14 protein-coding genes and 1 pseudogene are annotated in these 21,544 nt (G+C 54.8%); 8 read left to right on the forward strand and 7 right to left on the reverse strand.

What is annotated here, in order from left to right; translation table 11 throughout:
* The first annotated feature begins 37 nt into the window (after positions 1-37).
* From ACR3ZL_RS21755 to ACR3ZL_RS21770, 4 genes are all read left to right on the forward strand, one after another.
* Positions 38-1,438 carry a hypothetical protein gene (locus ACR3ZL_RS21755; RefSeq protein WP_473650986.1) on the forward strand — a complete coding sequence of 467 codons (1,401 nt, stop codon included), beginning with the start codon at positions 38-40 and terminating at the stop codon, positions 1,436-1,438.
* A gap of 4 nt (positions 1,439-1,442) precedes the next feature.
* Entirely contained in the window at positions 1,443-1,784 is a 342-nt protein-coding gene (locus ACR3ZL_RS21760; protein WP_473650985.1) for a DUF952 domain-containing protein, read from the forward strand.
* Positions 1,785-1,859: 75 nt separating this feature from the next.
* Positions 1,860-3,140 carry an APC family permease gene (locus ACR3ZL_RS21765; protein WP_473650984.1) on the forward strand — a complete coding sequence of 427 codons (1,281 nt, stop codon included), beginning with the start codon at positions 1,860-1,862 and terminating at the stop codon, positions 3,138-3,140.
* A gap of 856 nt (positions 3,141-3,996) precedes the next feature.
* Positions 3,997-5,319 (forward strand): DUF1559 domain-containing protein, encoded by a 1,323-nt coding sequence (locus ACR3ZL_RS21770; protein WP_473650983.1) that lies wholly within the window; start codon positions 3,997-3,999, stop codon positions 5,317-5,319.
* A 624-nt stretch (positions 5,320-5,943) separates the two neighbouring features.
* On the opposite strand, the gene ACR3ZL_RS21775 is transcribed toward ACR3ZL_RS21770, so the two are convergent.
* The 3 genes from ACR3ZL_RS21775 to ACR3ZL_RS21785 form a co-directional block, all read right to left on the reverse strand.
* Complete coding sequence (locus tag ACR3ZL_RS21775) at positions 5,944-6,120, reverse strand: hypothetical protein (protein WP_473650982.1); 177 nt, start codon at positions 6,118-6,120, stop codon at positions 5,944-5,946.
* A 401-nt stretch (positions 6,121-6,521) separates the two neighbouring features.
* Positions 6,522-7,772 (reverse strand): hypothetical protein, encoded by a 1,251-nt coding sequence (locus ACR3ZL_RS21780; protein ID WP_473650981.1) that lies wholly within the window; start codon positions 7,770-7,772, stop codon positions 6,522-6,524.
* A gap of 183 nt (positions 7,773-7,955) precedes the next feature.
* Positions 7,956-9,161 carry a hypothetical protein gene (locus ACR3ZL_RS21785; protein WP_473653492.1) on the reverse strand — a complete coding sequence of 402 codons (1,206 nt, stop codon included), beginning with the start codon at positions 9,159-9,161 and terminating at the stop codon, positions 7,956-7,958.
* Positions 9,162-9,607: 446 nt separating this feature from the next.
* Here ACR3ZL_RS21785 and ACR3ZL_RS21790 point away from each other — a divergent pair, with 446 nt between their 5' ends.
* From ACR3ZL_RS21790 to ACR3ZL_RS21805, 4 genes and pseudogenes are all read left to right on the forward strand, one after another.
* A complete protein-coding gene (locus tag ACR3ZL_RS21790) occupies positions 9,608-10,900 on the forward strand; it encodes an acyltransferase family protein (RefSeq protein ID WP_486172963.1) in 1,293 nt (430 codons plus the stop codon).
* Between the two features lie 125 nt (positions 10,901-11,025).
* Positions 11,026-12,926 (forward strand): annotated as a pseudogene (locus tag ACR3ZL_RS21795) (hypothetical protein).
* Entirely contained in the window at positions 12,923-14,176 is a 1,254-nt protein-coding gene (locus ACR3ZL_RS21800; protein WP_486172964.1) for a CNNM domain-containing protein, read from the forward strand. The pseudogene ACR3ZL_RS21795 and the gene ACR3ZL_RS21800 overlap by 4 nt, the downstream one beginning before the upstream one ends.
* Positions 14,173-15,111 carry a CNNM domain-containing protein gene (locus tag ACR3ZL_RS21805; RefSeq protein ID WP_473650978.1) on the forward strand — a complete coding sequence of 313 codons (939 nt, stop codon included), beginning with the start codon at positions 14,173-14,175 and terminating at the stop codon, positions 15,109-15,111. The genes ACR3ZL_RS21800 and ACR3ZL_RS21805 overlap by 4 nt, the downstream gene beginning before the upstream one ends.
* Here the strand turns inward: ACR3ZL_RS21805 and ACR3ZL_RS21810 are convergent.
* From ACR3ZL_RS21810 to ACR3ZL_RS21825, 4 genes are all read right to left on the reverse strand, one after another.
* Complete coding sequence (locus ACR3ZL_RS21810; RefSeq protein ID WP_473650977.1) at positions 15,077-17,191, reverse strand: ABC transporter permease subunit/CPBP intramembrane protease; 2,115 nt, start codon at positions 17,189-17,191, stop codon at positions 15,077-15,079. The genes ACR3ZL_RS21805 and ACR3ZL_RS21810 overlap by 35 nt on opposite strands.
* Complete coding sequence (locus ACR3ZL_RS21815) at positions 17,188-17,937, reverse strand: ATP-binding cassette domain-containing protein (protein ID WP_473650976.1); 750 nt, start codon at positions 17,935-17,937, stop codon at positions 17,188-17,190. Before ACR3ZL_RS21815 ends, ACR3ZL_RS21810 begins: the two co-directional genes overlap by 4 nt.
* Positions 17,938-18,145: 208 nt before the next feature.
* Positions 18,146-19,477, reverse strand: coding sequence for a hypothetical protein (locus ACR3ZL_RS21820; protein WP_473650975.1), 1,332 nt, complete (start codon positions 19,475-19,477; stop codon positions 18,146-18,148).
* A gap of 107 nt (positions 19,478-19,584) precedes the next feature.
* Positions 19,585-21,498 carry an FHA domain-containing protein gene (locus ACR3ZL_RS21825; protein ID WP_473650974.1) on the reverse strand — a complete coding sequence of 638 codons (1,914 nt, stop codon included), beginning with the start codon at positions 21,496-21,498 and terminating at the stop codon, positions 19,585-19,587.
* Positions 21,499-21,544: the final 46 nt, after the last annotated feature.

A 21,544-nucleotide genomic window follows, 5' to 3' on the forward strand; every position in this document is an offset into this window, starting at 1 on the left:
CGAAAGCTGTAATGCCCGTAAGTTTGGGAGAACATGAATGTTCGAAGCGACCACCAATCGACGCCCTGGTTCCAGTGGCTGTCCCCTCCATCGCCCTGGTCTCTTTGCCCGTTCATTGCCCTCAAAATCGATATCTTCCCAAACACTCGCCCAGCCCTCAATCGACCAACAATCCGGCCACTTCACCAAGACACGGACCACTAAAACACGGACTTTTGTCGCCGCCTTCGCCGCGACTCTTTCGCTTTTTGCCTCCGTCGCACCGGAAGCCACTGCGGAAATCCAAGGACCAGTTCCCGCGGTCGTTGACAACGCCCTTCCGCTGAATCCGCTGGGACCATCGGATCCAAGCAAGGGCTTTGATCCGAGTAAAGGCTTGATCCCTGAAGACAAGGCTGAACCCATGGAGCCCGATGACGGCAAAGACGTTTTGGCCAGCACGAGCACCTGGAGTCCGCTTGATACGGACGCGATGGCCCAAATGCTGCGAGGTTGCTTGGACGCGATTGGTGTCGCACCCGCTGACATTGTCGAGACGACCAACCGATTCCTAGCTGATATTCGCGAACAAGACGCCGAAGCGTTAAACGCGTGGGTCAACGCGGCCGCGCTGCAGATCGATCCGATCGCGGACATGATTCGCCGGTCCAGCACTCCCGGGAACTCATCCAACGGTCTGCTGGAACTCGCTACCCGACTGGACCCTAGTGGTCCTGACTACGCGACGGTTGAATCGATGCCGCCGCAATTGCGAGCCGCCTTACGAACATGGATTGGCCGCGAACTTGTGCGGGCTCGACTGTACGACGAAGCGTTGCCGGTATTCGCCGAAGTGGATCCCGCAATTTCGCCAGACGCTGCTTCGTTACTGTTTTATCGCGGTGCGTGCTATCACTCGTTGCTGAAGGCCAAAGAATCGCTTGCTGACTTGCGATCGTTGCTCCAGCACGAAGACGATATTCCGGTTCGCTATGCTCGTACAGCTAAATTGCTGATCGCGGACATCAAACCACTCAAAGAAGATTCCCTTGACGAGATCTCTCGCTTGATGACCGATGTCACTCGCCGCTTGGATCTTGGGCGCACCGATGAAGCGACACAAGATCGCGAACAAGAAGTGATCGACAAGCTAACCAAGCTGATCGACAAAATCGAAAAGCAGCAGCAACAACAGCAACAGCAGCAGCAACAACAAAGTGGTGGCCAAGGCGGCGGTCAGGGTGGCAGCCCAGGATCGCCGATGGAAGACAGCCGGATTGCGGGTGCCAACGGGCAAGGCGATGCCGACCGCAAAGACAATTCGGCTAAGAACGGCTGGGGGAATCTACCCGCTGCCGAACGTCAAGAATCGCTGCAACAAATCAGTCGTGATCTTCCGACTCATTACCGAGAGGCGATCGAGGCGTATTTCCGCAAGCTGGCAACACAGCAAGACTAACCGAATGCCAGCTACGACTATTTGTAAGATCGTCACCCAACTTGAACTTGAACAGGCGATCCGCTCTGGAATCTTCACGGGATCCACCCACGACCAAGCGGACGGTTTTCTGCACTTTTCAACCCAAGAACAAGTTTCCGGTACGCTTGCGGCACACTATGCCGGAGCTTCGGACTTATGGTTGATCCGCGTCCAGACCGCTGTCCTGGGCAACGATCTACGTTGGGAGGAATCACGCGACGGAGCGAGTTTCCCTCATCTTTACGCGACACTACCGACACGGAATGTGGAACGGATCGAACCACTCGATCCGCAATCATGGACTGAATCGGTCCAGAATGCTTAATCCCGCGGTGTTGTATCAGGTCGAGGCACTGCGTATCGATTTATTTGTGCCGCCAAGGTGCCGGGGCATTAGCCCATGACTCGTTGGTCTCTGGCAACGCTCGTGATCGCCAGCATGATCGGCGCAGGCGTGTTTACCACCAGCGGATTCGCCATCGCTGATCTTGGCAATCCTCACTGGGTAATGCTTGCCTGGCTCGTCGGCGGCGTCATCGCGATATGCGGCGCGATTAGTTATGGAAACCTTACGCGCCTGTTGCTAGACAACGGAGGCGAGTATCTCTTCCTATCTCGCTATGTTCATCCCGCCGCAGGATTCATTGCCGGTTGGGTTTCGTTTTTAGCTGGATTCACCGGTGCCGGCGCTTTGGCCGCGATCACGCTAGAGGCTTACGCGATACCGAACGAACAACGCCCTAGTTGGTTGCCGCCGGGATCCATTGCAATCGCAGCAATCGCGTTGTGCACACTCGCTCACGCGACTCATACCCGCCGTGGAACGTCCAGTCATAACGTGCTGGTCGGCATCAAACTGCTTTTAATTGGTGCGTTTATCGCTATTGCCTTTGCTTCACTGACTCGCTGGACTGGCCCACCGCCCGCATCGCCCGATCCATCTCCATCGGTTTTTGCATTCGCGACCACGGTAATGTGGGTCTCGCTCAGCTATTGTGGATTCAACGCAGCAATCTATGTTGCAGCCGAATCGCACCAGGGTTCTTCGGGCGTCGCTGGAGCGATGACGCGAGCAACGATCGGTGTCACGGCAATTTATCTGCTACTCAACTCGATCTTCCTGTACGGTCCACCCATCGATGCCATCGCCGGCCAGCAAGACATCGCTGTCGTCGCGGCTCGATTTGTTAGCGGCGAGAGCCTTGCGACTCTCGTCAGGGCAGCAATCGTCATGGCATTACTATCCAGCGTCTCATCAACGATCCTGGCTGGACCGCGAGTCTACGCGAAGATGGCAGAGGACGGTGTCTTTCCAGGTTGGTTCGCGTCGGAAGAGTCTCCACCAACGCTATCAGTGATCATGCAAGGCGTCGTGATTGCGATTGTTGTATGCGTGACCTCACTGCAGCCTTTACTGTCATACCTAGGACTCACGCTGTCCTTATGTTCGGCCGCGGCGGTCAGCGTTCTGCTTTGGCGTCGCGAGGGAGAGTTCACGACTTCACTTCGAAGCCGAGTCGCAGCCTGGATCTACGTGCTTGCCACCATAGCAATTGCGAGCTTAGCAGCCTGGCATCGCCCGACTCAAACAATCGCCACTGGTGCGACCGTTGCATCGGGTCTGGCAATCTTTGCGATCCTCAACGCCCAGCGCGACCGTGCCGCGCGAGAGACGTCCTGACACACCGACAGCAATGCTACGCGGCAGCCAGTGGATCATGGAACCATTCTTGATCAGCTAGCCAATCACGCTGAGCGGCAATGCCTATCGCGGCAGAACCTAACGGACGATTCTCTCACATTAGTGCGCCGCTACACGCCTTCATAAACTTCTGCGCACAATCCCCAAATGACTGATTCCGGCGACGGAGAAAAGCGTTCGCAACTGAGCCTGAGTGCCCTCACTTAGGACTGACCACGACGCAGCGGAGACGACCTGCCTCGATTCTATGCAGATTTCCAACGTCAAAACCTCGCGTTTTTGAGCTCGGCCAATTGGATAAAGCGTGACGTCCACCGGCCTAGGAACAACGTGCGATAGACTTCCGCAGCCGACCCTCAACGGGGGCAACGCGTACAAAACGGCATTTCTCGCGTCTTTCCAATGTGGAAATCCCAGGGCGGTTGAAACCAATTCTAGCTTCAAACGATACCGTTTCCCGACTCGCTTCCACACTATTGATCACGCGTGCTTAGAAATGCGGCATTTCGTGTTAAAGATTGCGGCATAAAATTCCTACAACCGACAAATCCAATCTTTTTGAAAAGTTTTGAAGAAAAGTAGTCTTCTTTGGATGCGGACCGAAGTCGCGAGAGACGCGACTTAGCGTCGCCTTAACCACCCTTAGGACTTCCCGGAGCGACTGCAGGTTCAGGAGTCCTTTCAAGCGGCGTGCCAAAGGGTACTCGCTTTGCGATACCTCCATTTCGCGGACACCAAGTTGTTGCCTAGGCATCGCCTTGCGACCGCACTGGCAACGGCCACCTCGTTTAAATCACGAATCAAAGTCTCTCTCTTGCTTCAATTGGAGCTCCCAATGTCCATCTCTCGACTTCAAAAGCGAAGCCTTCGTCCGACGTCCCCAACCGGGTTCACGTTGGTAGAACTACTAGTTGTGATCGCTATCATCGGAGTCCTCGTAGGGCTTCTACTTCCCGCGGTTCAGGCGGCTCGCGAAGCTGCACGCCGAATGAGTTGCAGCAACAACGTCAAGCAACTTGGCTTGGCTATCCACAATTACCACTCCGCATATAACCAACTGCCTATCTACGGTGGTGGTACCACGGATTACACCGGGGCCGGACTCATCTACACCGACGGTCTTGGCAACACCAACACCGGTGGCGGGTTCACACGATATCGCCTTAGCTTCCTAGTCGGCTTAACACCGTTCTTCGAACAACAAGCGTTGTGGGAGCAGATCTCGAATCCATTCAACGAGAACACAACTACGATCGACGACGCGACTGCAACGATGGCTAGTCCTTGGAGTCCGATGGGGCCAAACCCCGCTTTTCAAAATGGCTACGTGCCATGGGCGACTGAACTGACAACATTGCGTTGCCCAAGCGATCCAGGTACCGGGTTGCCAGCACAAGGACGCACCAACTACACCGCCTCTTTGGGCGACGGTTATTTCGGATTCGAACGAGCCAACCCACTGACAAACGGCAAGCAAAGCTCAATCCATGCTCAACGTCAACGAGGATCCCACCGAGGCATGTTCGTCCATCGCCAATCCTTGAAGTTCCGAGATACGCTTGATGGATTGTCCAATACGATCATGTGTGGCGAAATCGCCACCGACCTGGGTGACTTGGACACTCGTACCGACCTCATTCGTGTAACGGGCGGATCGACCGGTGGCCCAAGTGCAGGCTCGGCAATTCTTGACCCAACCGTTTGCTCCAACCACGCCAACATTGATGCCTCTCGGCCTCAGTTTTGGGTCTCAACCACAGCAAGAGGCAGCAGCCTTGATCAGCTTCGCTCATCGGCGACCGATCGCCGCGGCTATCGCTGGGCAGACTGTGGTCCGATCTTCACTGGCTTCTTCACGGTCACTCCTCCGAACTCGGCCGCCTGCATGGTTTCCGATATCACAATCGAAGCAGGACCGATGTCGACTAGCAGCCGTCACCAAGGTGGGGCTCACGTGTTGATGGGAGACGGAGCCGTGAAGTTCATCACAGACTCTATCGAAGCGGGCACCCAAAACGACAGCAACCCTTACCTTGCTATCCACGGCAACAACGGAACCTTGGTTAGCCAGAACGCTGTAGGTGCCGCAAGTCCTTACGGATTGTGGGGTTCGCTAGGCACGCGAGCTTCCAAGGAAGTCATCACGGAAGAGTTCTAATCCAGAACCACGCAAACGATTTCAAACGAAAAACCCTGGAGCGAATGATTCGCTCCGGGGTTTTTGCTGGTCTTGACGAGACGATGGCGCGCGCAAGCCAACTTAATCAACCGCAACATGAGAATCGCATCAACAAACATACGGTGCCGATCAGCCGGGTCTTAGTCATCCTTGTGACGCTTTGAAAACGTGATGATGTCGGCGTGCAACCTTTGCACTTGGCCATATGCTAATTGACCGACAGAGCACCGAAGAATCAAAGTGTTTGGCAATACGCGTTGGATACCAAGTGCTGAATAGAGAGCACCGAACAACGCTACATAGATTGAGAAAATAACAAGGGACGCGGATATTGACCGGAAGAGACACACTGGTCAAAAACTTCAATCGATATCGAAGTCTTGCCTGACGTTTAATCGAAACGTCCCAACTCTTGCTCTCTTCAGACATTCCCTCGGCTAGGCCTGCTTGGATCAATTCCAATCCAAGCATGACACAGACACAATGTCGCCATCCGCTTCGCTCAAAATAGTCGAATGGCGACTACATTCGGTTCTGCAGAAAAACTCCATCACCGGCAAGCACAAACACAAGTGCAACGACCGATTTCAAGTATTCGCCACTTCAGCTTGGCGCGTGATTTTCGCTAGCCGCGGCCGCTCTCTCGGATTCAGCCTGAATTTCTTCGGCCGACATTTCCGGCTTGATCACTGTGGTACCTGACTCACCGCATCCGGTAACAGCAAGCATTGCAAATCCAGAGAACATCAACACCAACAGATTCAACTTCAGTTTAACCATGTCTTTTTCTCCAATAAGAAAGCGTAGATCAATCGCGAAAACGTCATTCGCAAAGAACCGTCTTGGACACTGATTAAACCATAAAGACGCCTATAAACCAGCGTTACACCTTAAGAAAACCGCTCGAAGAAACACATAGCACCATGCCGAAAACGAAGACCTCTTAACCTATCAACCGCAAGGTGGCGGACTATCAAATTACAGGCCACCGAACAGCGGCATTAAAGACATTACATCTTCTGCTTAACCTCTCTAATAGCCGCCAACTTTTTTAAACATTTATTGGACTGCTATAAAAAAACGGCATTTCCCCAGAAGGTCACTACAAAATTCGCGTCAAGAGTGACCGCCAGAACAATTGCAATACATCATCGAGCACGCACGCATTGAAAGAGCGACAGTCACGGCAAACGAAGGCTTGCGATGGTAAACGGAATCGCTTCCTGCTCGTCTCGGTAAGCTTGCAACAGCACGTCGATATCGATTCCAGCCTCAAGTCTCGCTTCACGAATAGCCAGATCCCGCAGACGATTCAGTGGTTGCTTGTAGAGGTTCAAATCCCCAGTCGCCTTGCCACAACGAACTCCCAGATCAAACGCGGGCAGAAGGAAGCGAGGAATACGGTAAGGCTCTGGATACACCCAGGTCATGATGAACTTGAACAACGCCGCTTGGATGCGGCTGACCCGTTTCGCGGTGCCCATTGCAAACCCCAAAACGAATGCCTCATCCTGGTCCTGCAGCCCACGCCCCAACAAGACGTGCATCACGTCATGGTCATCTAACTCGATTGCTCCGCGAAACCGAATCCAGCTTCGAGGGCTCTCGAACAATCGAACCACCCAAGGGATCGCGGTTGCTGGCGCCGCCGGCAGAGAATCGATTACCGCTTGCACTGTCCGTTGGTCATTCTGCACACCCGGATACCATGCATGCCAAAGATCAGTTTCCGTATAAGAGTCGCGACTTTGCCCGTTGGCATCGAACAGCCAAACGCTAGTGTCAAATAACCGCAGTATCGTGTCGGGACGGGGGTGATTCGTGGCTGTGATGACAGCCGCCGACGCGACTCGATTGAAATAGTCAAGCACCAAGCCTTCAGCGTGGACTCGCGTAAATTCATTTGCGGCTGGTTCCGATGCGAACTCCGCTTGGATCGCATCCCATTGTGCCATGACCTCGGCGGCGAGTCGCCGAAGCTCTTTTTGGTTATTGGCTCGATAGTCCGCTCGCAGCAAAGCGGCATGTCCCGCGGCCCGAATCAATGCGGTCGCCATCGCAACTTCAATGCGAGAACTTTGCCCGTGGCCGGCGCCGGAACGCACGTTATCGTCGTCGTCACCCGTCACAACCACACTGCACTGGAACGCACCGGACGCCTGACAAACTTGGTGCCACGACTCAACAGTCAGCGGGCGCGTGCAAAGCATCGCCACTGCAGCGACAACCGCTTGCTGTTCAGAATCTGCCTCGCCGACAACCTCGGCTGGTAAGTTGTCGTCATCCTGGCCGCGGTTCTTGCCTTGGACCTCAAGACGACATCGAAACCGCGCGTCGGGCAAGCTAATTAACTCGACCCGATCCACCTGCATGGATGCGATTCGAATAGGAAGCGTTGTGTCGTCAGTGAACTCGGTGGGGATTTCCTGCATGCTGAACCTCGCTGTAGAGCTGGTTCAACGATAGGCCAACACGGCTCCACTGTCCAGAAAATGCCGACAGTGGTCAGACTTCGGAAAGCCGACTCACCCGAACGGTTTGAAGTCCGTTTCGGATTCTCGATTCGAATCCGAAACAGCACTAAGTCAGGAACGAGCCGTTCCTATTGGTGTTGCCTAATAGCGACCGCGGTTAGGAGCCGATACTCGGCTGCTGACCTGGGGAACCGTAGGTGTCTGCGTGAGGTTGTGAGCAGCCTTTCCACGGAATTCGACGAACATCAACGCGTCAGCTCGTCCAGCGGTGGTGCCGGTGATCGCACTGAAGTTCAACAGTGGCATCGCCGACTGGCTACGATCGGGACTGGCGACCACTCCGCATGACAACAACAGAACCATGTCCGAAGGCCAGCGAAAACGTTCGTGCAAACGCCAGCTTACCAATTGTGGCACTTCGATTTTGGTGCGGTGAACTTGTTGATTGGGTAGTGGCAATTCCAACCCGACGTCAACAAACTTGTCGACTTGATCAATGTTGGCGTTGATCACGCAATCTAGGGATCGTCCATCAACACTAAGCAGAGGGCTCACTTCCAAAGTGTAGCCTTCTTGAATCTCGCCCGTTTCCGGCTCGTAAGGCGGCCATCCCGCAGGCGACGGTTTGACGTTGATCACATAGTTGCGGCCTCGAGTGCTGGCCAGCTTTTCGGTTTGTCCGTTGTGCATCGTCAAGTCGACAGCTTGAACTTGCCGCACATCGGTACGAGCACGTAACAAGCTCATCACCAATGCTGCGTTTTCTTTGGTCAGCAACCAAGCTTGGATGCCAGGTGTTTGCACGTTGACGTGCTGCATCAGTTGGTGGGCTCGACTTCGCCAGTTGGGATTCCCAACCGTCATAACTTTCAAATTCATCACCTGAGGATCTTTGTCGCCGGCGATGAAACGATCGACGATTCCTGACACAACTTGGTGCATTTCGTTGGTGTGATAGACCGACAACTCATCTCGATCGGCGGTCATGAACCCAAACGGCTCGGTGTGCCAAACATCGGTCCCCGTTTCACGAACGATCCAATCCACAACGGCCTGGTGTGGACGATCATGACTGGTCAGGTATCCGGTGTAGGATCGTAAATCGTAGACACGGTGTTCTTGGCCTGCTCCGCGAGGCAATTGGCCGCCAGCGGTGACGCGTCCTGTCGAGCCAGTTGCGGTTTGACGAGTCGGTGCGGGGGCGTTTTGCAAACTGGGTGGAGTGTCGTTGCGAGGCACGAAACCTCCACCGGCAGATGTTGCTTGCTGGTTGTTTTGAGGCGTGGTCGATGGGGGGGCCGTTCGCGGGGCAGCCGACCGACTGACGGAACTGGACGGCAATGCCATCCCTTGGCCCCAGACGCGTTCAACCGCTGGGCCGCTCAACAGTGAGAGAATGATCCCGAAGACCGTCGTCAGAGTCGTGCGTGGCATGATTGGCGTGCGTTGCGGGGGAGAATGTGTCATGGATCAAAGCCTACGGCTACCGCGAAAATGACTGCGAGCATCGTGGTTCGATCCCCTGTGAGCCGCCTATAGTTTTTCACCCTTGCGAACTGCAAGACGTATCCCGCAAAAACGATCCGCCCCCGACGGCAATCTTGAACGCAAATCTTCAAAAATTCGACATTCGGTTGCCGGCGTCCCCGCAACATCAGCCACAAAGTGACGGTGAGTACGACTAAGCAGCGGCGGTTCAATCCGGCTGTCGCTGAATCCCTAGTTTTGTGTAGGAAGTATGTGAGCGAATCCGATCGCCGTGTTTTCTTTGGATGCTTGATATCGGGGCCACAATGATGCCTAACTCAACCCACCGACTGCTGCCGATGAAGAAAGCAGCGGAAGCGACAACAATCCAATCGATACCCACCGAACCGGCCAAGGCCAACCTGATCGGTTTAACCGCATTGCGAGGTTGGGCGGCGGTCGCGGTAGTGATTTTGCATGCCTGCATGCCGTACACCCAACCAGCAATGCCGGGACTGGTTTGGAGCGTCACCGATACGCCCAGCCAATCGGTAACCGCATTGATGTGGGCGATCGAAGTCGTGATCATGCCTGTGTTCTTGGTGGTCGCCGGATTCCTGGCCGCGCAAAGCATGGCGAAACGGGGCCCCGCTCAAACCTGGAAAAGTCGTCTCCGAAGATTGGGATGGCCGCTGTTGTGGACAACTCTGTTTCTGGTTCCAGTGGAGCTGTACATCTGGCTGGCGGGCATGCTTGCCGATGGCCTGATCGTACCTCGCAAATTGCGGTCGCTGAAATTCGACGATGCACTGGATGCTAAGATCTGGGGACTCAGCCATTTGTGGTTCCTGCAATACCTCATCACGTATGTTGCCATACTTGCTGTTTCGTGGCATCGGCTGCAGGCGGTGAAAGCACAATCATTGCGTCGATGGGGGCTTCCGGCCTGCATTGGAATCGCCTTCGTCACCCTGGTATACCAACCCGAAGTGGTCTGGGGGTTCCAACATGCGTTTTTGCCCGTCGCGTCAAAATGGATCTACAGTGGCGTCTTCTTCTTGTCCGGCGCGATGTGGTGGCGGTTGGACCCGCATTTGCAAAGCCTGGCCCGTCACAGCAAAAGATTAATTGCCCCCAGCGTGATGCTTTGGATCGCTTCGGTAGCGGTTGGAATCTGGTGGCTTAACCAGGAAACGAACGCCATAACCGCTGTTTCGATCGTAAATCAAACTTCATTGGCGGCGTTGACCGTTGCCGCAGCCGTGAGCGTCACTTTCGCAGTGATTGGCTATTCGATGCGCAAGGTTAGCCGCTTGAGCCCGATCACCGGACGCCTGGCGACTGCCTCGTTCCTGATTTATCTGCTTCATCACCCCGTCGTCGGACTCGCTCACATTTCCGCCAAGTACGCCGCCAGCGATTGGCCGGTCTGGCTGAAGGTTACGGCAGTGACCGTGCTCGGTGTCGGAGCGGGTGTGGCGGTCGATTTCTTGTGGCAATGTCGCCGCGAGCGTGCTGCCGCCTTGGCTGATAGCGTGATGACGCAATCAACGCTGCCCTTTGAGCCGGTTTCGAAACCGGTTTCCAAGGACGCGCAATCAAGCTCACGAGCGGCTTAGAAACTCACTAAATCGTCGGTAAAAGCGTCGTCGACCGGAGCCGACCGAGACAATCAAAACTTGTCGTTTCGAACCAATTTTGCCGCCCGTTGCGAACGGGTTTGAAACGCTGGTATCCTGGGTGCATGCTAGGCCCTGTATTTAATCGTGAAGCGTCCGTTGTTCCCAAACGACCGGCGACTTATTTGTCCCGCGGCATCTACTTGATGACGCTGTTTTTGCTGCTTTGCACCGGATATTTGGTGCTCGATGGCTCTCGATCGCTAGTCGCGAATTCGGACACAGCCAAGTTCGGGGGGTGGATGTTTCGTCTGCTCGCCCCGCTCCAGCTTGTCATTTTGTCAGCGTTGGCGGCGGTCGGATCCGCCAGTAGCGTGGCGCAGGAAAAAGACCGCCGCACCCTGATTTTGATGCTGATGACTCGGCTTTCAGGCTTTGAAATCGTTGGCGGCAAGGCAGCCGCGACCTTGTTGTCACCGCTCACACTCTTGGTGATCTCCCTTCCGCTCTTTTTGACACTGCCGTTGATGGGCGGTGTCTCTCCAAATCAAGTATTTGCGGTCTATGCGGTCACGACCGTCAGTGTGTTTGTTGCTGCGGCAATGGGAACGGTGGTCGCTTTATGGCGTGAAAAGACTTTTCAATCCATTGCATTGACGGTGCTCGCCCTACTGTTGCTAGTTGCCGGAGGCGAAATCGTCTCCGGAATCGGTCCTCAATTCGATCGATTGGCGACCGCAATCAGCCCACCGCGAGCACTGATCGCGGCGACCAATTCCCATGCGGGACTTTCCTCGCTGATGCAAACCGGTGCGGGCTGGTTCGTCATCTTTGGTTCCTTGCTTTCCGTAGCTATCGTTGCAATCGGCGTTGCCAAAGTTCGAGTTTGGAACCCGTCTCGTGAAGTGCGTTTGAAAGCTCCCGAACCGGAAACCAGCGAAGATTATCTGCGTGACCTATCGGCCAGCGAGAGTGCGTCGGCAACCAGCAATTCACTCGGTTCACCTGACCAAGTGACTCAAGCATCCGAAGGCCCAGCGTCTTGGAAGGTTCGCCAGCCTCGACACGTTTGGGATAATCCAATCCTTTGGCGAGAGGTCCGAACTTGGGCATACGGACGCAAGATCCTGCTGATCCGGGCCGTGTTCGTTTTAATCTTCGCCATTATCGCGACGGCGGTTTGGTACCAAGTTCAAAGCGGTGTCGCGATGGAACCATCGGGGCGAATCGGTCGCGCGTTCCCCGCGGTCACGATTCCCATGGCTGCGTTGGGTGTGATCAGCTTGGTTCTGGTGAACGCACTTGCGGTAACCTCGATTACCGGTGAACGAGACGGTTTGGCCTTGGACTTGTTACTCGTAACCGACTTGCGACCGCGAGAATTCATCTTCGGCAAATTGCTCGGCGTCATGTACGCGGCCAAAGAACTAATTCTGCTTCCGCTTGGACTGATCGTTTACCTCGGCTTTGCTGGGGTCATGACGATGGAAAGCATGCGTTACGCAATCCTTGCCGGGCTAGGCTTGTATGTGTTCGTGACCATGCTGGGCGTTCATTCCGGACTCAATTACGTTTCAGGACGAACCGCCACGCTGGCAAGTTTGGGAACCGTGTTTTTCCTTTGCGTGGGTATCGCAATTTGCATGACCATCATGGTCAGCTTCCGGGCGCATTCCAACTGCAACTCGCTCCGTTCTTAGTAATGATCTTGGGCGGTGGTGCAGCACTGTTTGCTGCACTGGGTTGGCGTAATCCGTCATCCGCTATTTTCACCGCGTCGTTTGCGTTACCGTTGATCACCTTCTACGCCATTACTCAGTTCTTGCTGCAGACCGACCATCTCTATGTCGCGGCAGCTTTATTGGTGGGATACGGATTCACCACGGCCGCAATGATGATCCCCACGCTGAGTGAGTTTGACGTGTCGTTGGAAGTTGATCGGGGTGACGGAGTCAGCGGCGCGACGAAGGGCGGAGCTCCTACCGCATCCACGGCCTCAGCAACTGGAACGGGGCAAACCGCTTGAACGAATTGGCGGCGCAGTGGCCATTCCTCCTAGCGATGGTGATATTAGTCTTCGCCAGCGGCTTGTTTAGCGGCAGCGAAGCAGCCTTGTTTTCAATGCGGGACCGCGACCGGAAGCAGCTAGATCGGGCCGGAACGTCTGGACGAGTCGTGCAGCGGCTTCTGAATGAACCGGATCGCCTGCTGGCCGCGATCCTGTTTTGGAACCTCCTGATCAACATGATCTATTTCGCGCTGGTTGCGATCGTGTCCAAAGACATGAGCCAACCGGGCGTGTTCACGTTCGTATCGCTGGTAGCAATCATCTTCTTCAGCGAGATGCTTCCCAAAAGTGTTGCCGTGATGACCCCACTGCGAATCGCGTTGGGGGTCGGGGTGCCGATCACCATTGCCGTCGCGATGGTCAGCCCCATTTTGCCCTTCGTTCGCTGGGCCAATGGTGCTGCGTCGCGATTGTTGTGGCCAACGTTCCAAGCCGAACCGGAAATTGATTTAGCCGACATCGAGCGAGCGATCGATTTGGGCACCGATGATGCGATGCTGATTCGGCGAGAGCGATCCGCGTTGCAGTCCCTTGTGTTGATGTCCGAGACGCGGGCCGATGAGATGATGCGTCCTCGCAGTAAGCTACAAATCGCGACTGCACCGTTGGACAAATCAATTTTGCAAGACGGGTCGCCACCCGGCGGATACTTGATGGTATCCGACGGTGCTGACGACACTGGCGAAACTTGGATGGGTTCGATTGCCGTTCGTTTACTGCGTCCACAACAATTCGACGACTTGGCTTCCGCGATGGATCCGGTCTTGCATGTGCCATGGTCAGCACGCGTGTCTCAAGTCTATGACGACTTGGATAAGCAAGATCTCAGCGTTGCGGTCGTGGTTAACGAATTCGGCGAAGTGGTGGGGGCACTATCCATCGACGACATCCTCCGCGGCGTGCTGGCCCATAAGGGAGGTCGCGATGCGGCCGAGGATCAAATTAAGCAAATCGGTGTGAACCACTACCGCATGTTGGGTATGACCAGCTTACGGGCACTCTCCCGAAGCCTATCGATCGAATTGCCCGAAGAACGGGCTGCAACGGTATCCGGCTTCATTCAACGTCACAACGAACGCGTTCCGCGGACCGGCGATGTCGCTCCATTGCCGCCATACACTCTGGTGGTGACTGAACAAGACAAAGAGAGCGATGACATTTGGATTGACGCCTGGATGGGAACCGACTCACAGGGAGAAGCGACATGATCTTCTCTATCCTGTTGTTCCTAGTCGGTCTGACTCTAAGCGCATTTTTTAGCGGTAGCGAAACCGGTCTGTATCGGGTTTCGCGAACTCGCTTGATCCTAGATGGCTTGAGCGGTTCGCTTGCCGGACGCGGTCTGGTTTGGCTAATCAATCATCCAGCCATTTTTGTGGCGACCACTCTGGTCGGCAACAACCTCGCCAACTACCTGACCAGTTTTGCGATTGTGATGTTCGTTGTCCACTCGTTCAGCGGTGGGGCAAGTTTCGAACTCGGGTTAACCGTCTTGATGACGCCTATCGTGTTTGTGTTCGGTGAATTGCTTCCCAAACACCTATTCTTCCAAGCTCCCTATCGACTGCTAACCGCAACTCGCTGGCTGTTGTTGTTTGCCACAGCATTGTTCTCGCCAGTATCCAGTTTGCTCGCTCTCCTGGGAAACGCGTTGCAAGCACTAACCGGCGAAACACCGTTCCAGGTGCGTTTAACGATGGCTCGTGGCGACCTCGACAAGGTGCTACGCGACGGTCACGAAGCCGGGATCCTGGCCGCAGGCCAACGAAGACTTGCGCAAAACATCTTCGAAATTGGAAACCAACGAGCCGTCCAGTTCGGCATGCGGCCGGATCGACTTGCGGTTGTCAATTCGCCAGTGGATCTCTCCACCGCCCGACACCTCGCTCGCCGCTGCAATCATCCGATCATTCTGGTTCGTCGCCGAGGAAGAATCGCCGGCTTCTTTCGCTTCGCGGATCTGATCGGAAAAGACACCCCACCGGAACCGCTGCCGATCGTGCGTGGGAACCTGCAAGACCGACACCTGAACGTTTTGCTGCGTCTGTACGATGCCAACAGCGATGTGGCCGTTTTGTACGATGCGTCGGGAAACCTAGTCAGCGTCGTCACACGCCGTCAACTGTTACAGCCACTGATGTAGGCTCAGGCTTCTTGGTCATGAGCACCAAGACAATCCCGACGAACAGAAAGCCTCCAGCCGTCGCCAACCAAGTGATTGGCAAGTGCCGACTCGCCTCTAAATCGGCTCCCAGGAAATCGAATTTCTCGTGATAGCGAGCGACCAGTTCCAACAAACCATTGTGCAGGAAGTGCAACAGCATCCCCGGCAACACGCTGCCGCTGCGATACGCCAACCAGCCCAGAAGTACGCCCAGCAACGTCGTTGGCAGAAACCGTTCGACCAGCAAAGTACTACCGACGAAGACATGAAATAGCCCGAACAACACCGACGTCACAGCGATCGTTTGCCAGGGACGTAACACGTTTGAGAAAGCGGAAAACAGGTAGCCACGAAAGCACAACTCTTCCACGACGGCTGGAGTCAAAGCCATCGTCGCAAGCAACAGTACCGGCGAAATCGTCTTCCACTTATCAAGCAAACCACGCGTACGCTCCATCTGTTCCTCATTCAGCAATGCGATGCCCCATTGGTCGGCCAACACCAATGCTTCGTGAGCGAACGCCCAGCCACCCAATGCCAACACAATCGCTCCGGCATAATACCCAAGCCGTGTCTTAGTGATTCGGTACGTTGATCGATATCGATGTCGCCCTAGATACGTTGCCGCCAACGGAATCATTCCGAACGCCAATATCAAACCAGCCGCGTTGAGGACCAGTTGAGCACCAACGTTCACGGGCCCCTCCTGTCCTCGCAGCCACTGCATCATTGCGTTGGAAACCACAAAGGACGCGGGTAAAAGCAACGCCAAGACCATGCCAGCCTCTCCAGCCGTTGGTAGACGCGAAGCTTGAATCGGCCGGCGGAATAACGAACCGATTGAGCGTTCGCTTGTGCGATTGACCGCATCGCTTCCAAACAACTTGGCCGCGATTGCCAATGCCGCTGCGGCATACAGGATGGTTGTTGCCACCGCGACGGAGGCCCCCAGGACTGGGACATCGCCAGACAGAATCTCGCGGGCGAGCAAAACAATATTGATCAACGGCGCAACCGCGAGCGGTCCCGACAACTTAATCCCCGGCATTAACGACAACATCGCCGGAGCCAAGGACAACAGCATGACCGGAATCAAGTACGCCTGGGCCTCTTTGAACGATCTCGCGAAGCTGGTTAACGACAACAATACCGCAGCAAAGAAAGCACTAAAGAGCACCAGCAGCAACAATATCTGTACGATCTGTGACAGTCCCATGCCGGCCCCGTCGCCTGCCAACATTGGCATCAAGCCCGTCAACGTAAGCGTCGTGTACATCGCTCCCAGGTTCGCAACCGCCGTTAACAAGGCGACCGTAACTACAGCGATGTACTTCGCTAACAATAGCCACCATCGCGGTACCGGCGAAGCCATCAAGGCTTCCATCGTGCCACGCTCTCGCTCACCCGCCGTCAGGTCAATTGCCGGGTAAACGGCACCTGTGATCGTCATCAGAACCAACACCAGCGGGATCACCGATCCCAGAATGTTGCCGCTTGGCTTCTCGCCAATCTCGTCGGTATGAACATCGAAAGTGTCAAATTGTGGAACAATGCGTTGCAACAAATCGACCGCGTCACGCAACTTCAACCACTGCAACCGCTCGACCAATATCCGCCGCGCCGAGTGACTGGCTTGATCCCCATTGAACGCCGTCACCGTAATCGAACTAGGCTCACCGTTGGTAATTTCCAGCTTCGCAGCGATGTCCAAATCATTAGCGAGCAGGGCTTCACTAGGTGACACATCCTCGGTCACGACCACCTTGAACTCGGCTAAATTGCCACCGCTCGCCTCCATTATTTCTTCAGGTGGCTGGCTGCGTGGGTCTTGGATAAGTGAAGTCAGCCAGTCGCTTTCCTCCGCCGTTTCCACCCCCACTACAAATCCAGACTCTCCTGGACCGCCAGTTGAAAGCAAGAACCGATTCAACGCCATGCTCAGCAGCGGATATACCAAGATCGGCATCAGGACTAACGTCAAGATTGTCCGGCGATCACGCAATGTTTCGCGTAATTCTTTGCGGCTAAGCCGAGCCAAGCGGGACCAAGATAATTTCACGCTGAAGGCTCAACCGTTTTAGGATTCATTAGTTCGTCAAACATCTCAACCAAGTGCTCTCTTCCTGAATCCCTACGAACTTCAGCCAACGTGCCGTGATAGCGGAGTCGTCCACGGTGCAACAATCCAAACTGATCGCACAAACGTTCCGCTTCATCCAACCGGTGTGTGCAAACGACAACCGCTTTTCCCGCTTCTCTTAGGTGAGCGATGTATCGAAAAATGGTTTGCACCCCCACGACATCCAATCCTCGTGTTGGCTCATCCAATAGCATCACGGGTGGATCGTGAATCAACCCACGTACCAACGTCACCCGTTGTCGTTGTCCGGTTGAAAGCGATCCTGCACGACGGTCCAACAATGAAACGATGTCCATCACCTCGGCCAAAGTAGACAAGCGAGCCTCCGCCTCAACGGGCCCCACGCCATACAAATCGGCAAAGTACAACAGCATTTCACGAACGGTTAACCAGGGATAAACCCCATCGCTAGCCGACACAAAACCCAAGTTCGCCTTCGCGGCAAACGGGTCCGCTGATGTCCGAATACCGGAGACCTCTGCGTAACCTTCATCCGGCTGAACGAGCCCCAAGACCATCCGCAGCGTCGTCGTCTTGCCCGCTCCATTGGGTCCAAGCAACCCAAACACTTCACCAGGGTGGACCTCGAAGGAAAGACGATCCACCGCGTGCACGGTTTCATTTTCGGCCACGAAACGCTTGGACAGCGACTGAATTTTCAACATAGGAAAGAGGAGTCGCTTGTACCAATTGAATAGAAAAGAGAGATGCAGTCAGGCGAAGCTGAGCCACGTCCAATGCCCAAAACCGATCGTGCAATTGGCTACGCGACGAGCCCTGCAATTGATCGCCAAAAAGGTCATCAAAAGCGATGAAAAGCGGAATGCCCCAACCGCACTGCTCTTCTAAATTGGAACAGGTCGGCGAAGTTCGCTATTGAGGACGCGGCACCACCGTTTTTCGACGTGGATCGGTTTTTGGCTTAGGAGCATCGGGATCAGGAAGCGGGTCTCCGAATTCAACGTACATGTCCTTCATCTGCGTCATCAAATTCGCATAGACATCCTCGCTTCCGGGTCGGGGTGGCGCGAACTGCATCCCATTGCGGGTCATCCAAGCGATCAACGTGCCCGCGTTTTCACCATCCCTTAATGGGTCGAAATATTGACCTCGTGTCATGGCATTCAGGGTTCCACGATCACGCACCGCTTCGATTTCACGTGACAACTGAATCAAATGTCGTTCCGCAGCAATCAATTCCAACACTCGAACCGTTGGCATATTGCGCCATGGTGGTGGGAACATGCCATAAAATGCCTGACTCAACCGAGCGTTTGCAGAATCCAGATCGTTGATCGCCTCGACCGGCAACTGGTCGTTCTGCTCTCCCAAGGCGAACAAGTGATCTCGCTTCGTTTCCAACTGATGTATGAGTGGCGAAAAGACTGGCTCGCGGAAAATAGGCGGCCACCAATCGAATTGCAACGGCAACGGATCGCTTAACGGAAACACAAACTTCGCACCCTTCTTTTGCGGGCTTTGCACGCGAATCGCTTCCAGCATCTCAGGACTCAGATCCCAACGAGAGTGACTGGGGTGAGTAGCAAAATACTTATCCAGCCCAACCCCGTATCCGATCGGGTTGCTAGAAAAGGCAACCAACAAATCGTTCATCGCCGATTCCACTTTGCCAGCGTAGCGAGGATCTTCGAACAACCTTTGCAATCGTCGTTGCTGGTTCGCTCGACGAACGCGAAGCACCTGATCATTCTTTTGTTGGTATTGATCGACAACCGCCATTTTGCCTTCTAAGTTTTTGATCCGACGGTCGAAGTGGTCTTTAACCGCCTTCTTCCAGACATCCAACTGAAACTCATCGGCGATCGCGTCTTTTACCCGCAGATCGTTGAAGTCTTGAAACCAACCGTCAGCCGATCGATAAACCTCTGCTAGCGCGTACATGCGTTCGATACGCATTGCTCGATCAGCAACCTCCATGTCCTTGTCAAGCAACATCGTCTCGACCGCTTCATTGGTGACCGGCACCGCCAACGGGCCACCTGGCGCACCCGGCAAAATTCCTGGCAAATCATTGGGCACCGCACCAGGTGGTGGACCAAGCGGTGCCTCTTGTGCCATAGCGTCCACATGCGGCGTCAACAATCCAGCGACACCCCCATAGACCATCATCAAACCTAAACAACTTACAAGATGCCTCGCCTTAAACTCCGCGGCGTGATGCCCACAGCCCCTACGCGTTTTCATCCGACGTCGGCTGATAGATTCCCTGGACTTCCCCAGCAACAACGCAAAACTTGAATAGCAATCAGACATCGGTGGATCCAATACAAAGAGTTTGGCAATACGATCAACTAAGTATCCGTCCGTGGCTCTGGGGCGTGAACCGGCATCGACTCCCAATGCTCAGCATCCTGCTGTAAGACTTCTAAAATGACCTCTGCAGAGATCCAGTCGAAGACTTGATCTTGTTCGGTCAGCAAGGATTGGTAGCGTTCCTGTTGTTGGGAGTTTAGCCGAGCGGGACCGCTGATCATCCCTACCACACTGCCTTTCGCATCCACGATCGGCGTGCCGCCCGCCTCAGGTACAACGCCCCCACTCAGCTTCCATTTGCCCACGTACATCCGGGGCATCGACGAGGTGATCCGAGGGAGCAAAAACAGCGGCACCGCCTTGTTTTCGGTCCGTACCGCAGGAGCATCAAGATCCATATAAGAGTCATCGGGATCGTAAAACGCGCCGACCAATTGTTGTTTGGACATCGGTCGCAGCGGACGCTGCTTTACCGCCAGATAGTCCTGAGGCTGCAAACCACCAAGCTCACTGGCCAAACTGACGGTGATAGGCTGCTCGCTTTTAAAGACCGCAATCCCGTGCACCCGCGACAATATCTGTGCCGCCAGAACACTTCGATAAATTTGGTCTCGTCGAAGTCGCCACTCTTCTTCGTCGGCTGCCCCCGAGTCAGGCTTTGCCGCCTGGACCTCTCGCAGTGCTTCCACACCACGCTGCTCCGCCGACCGATTCTCGATCCACTGCGGATGCAACAACGTTGCTTCAATAGGGAACTTTTGCCCCGTTTCTACATGACAACATTCAATCGCCATGGAGCTTGCGAGTTCACGAGCTTGTTCCGCAATCCGGGCGGACGTGACCAAGCGATGATCATCTATCGCGAACGCGGATCCGATCCGGAACCGATTGCCGACCGATTCGCATGTCACCCAGTACAAACTTTGTCGAACCGCATCTTGTAAGTTTGGTTCCGGTGCAACCGTTTCGCTATCATCAACTTGAGATGCGTGAACCTCGTCCACACTGGTCATGCCATCCGCACTGGTCATGTCATCCGCGCTGGCCATGCCGTCCACGCTGCTCAACGGCACCATCCCCGCATTGGAAATAGCGTTTAAATCGGGATTCATTGCCGCCCCGGCGTCAGCGACCAATGTCTTTCCCTCATCGCTAACTGACTCAGCAACCGACTGGGAAACCGACGGCCCACTGATCGCTAACTTCCAAGCAATACCGCCGCCGATCAATACAATGCAGCCAAGGACAATCAATCGGGATACCGGCGGTAAGGCTCGCCAACTGCTTTGGATCCATTGAATGATTTCGCCGCTGGACACCGAATCGTTAAACCCTGATCGAGCGTTCTTCTTAGTCTGCCCCGATTTGGTCACCCCCGCCGCCGGTATAGGTAAAGCACCTGAAGCTAATTTGGCTTTCCGTTCGCTGGCCTCACGACGCAGACGGCTGAGCGTCGTCTCAACACTGCCGATCAACAATATGTCCGACGGAGACAAATGGGCGATATCGGTCAATGGAAAATCGTTCAAGCGAATTCCGTTGGTACTTCCAAGATCGCGGATCAACCACAAATCGTGAGGATCTCGATACAGCATCGCATGAACCGAAGAGACACTTTCGTCATCGAGCACAATGTCATTGTGTTCAGCTCGGCCGATCTGCAAACATTCCTGGGCCAAACACTCTTCCGGCCAGGGCATCGGCACGCGTCCCGCCAGCATCACTTTGGCGGCGGGTTCCAATTCCACTCGCGTGACGACGCGTTGAGTACCCAGAAACGTGCCATTGCGACTGGCCAAGTCCTCGATGAAGTACTGCCCCTCATAAAGCGACAACCGACAGTGCCGGCGAGAGATCACTGGATCCCGGATGAAGATATCCACATCGTAATCGCAACCAATGATCCACTGGCGGCTAAGTCGCTCGCGATTGGTCGTTGGCCGTGGGGTCATCCGATCCTCATTGCGAAAGGCGTGGAACAAAGAAAACGTGACTGTC

This window comes from Rhodopirellula sp. J20-39 (assembly GCF_057365095.1).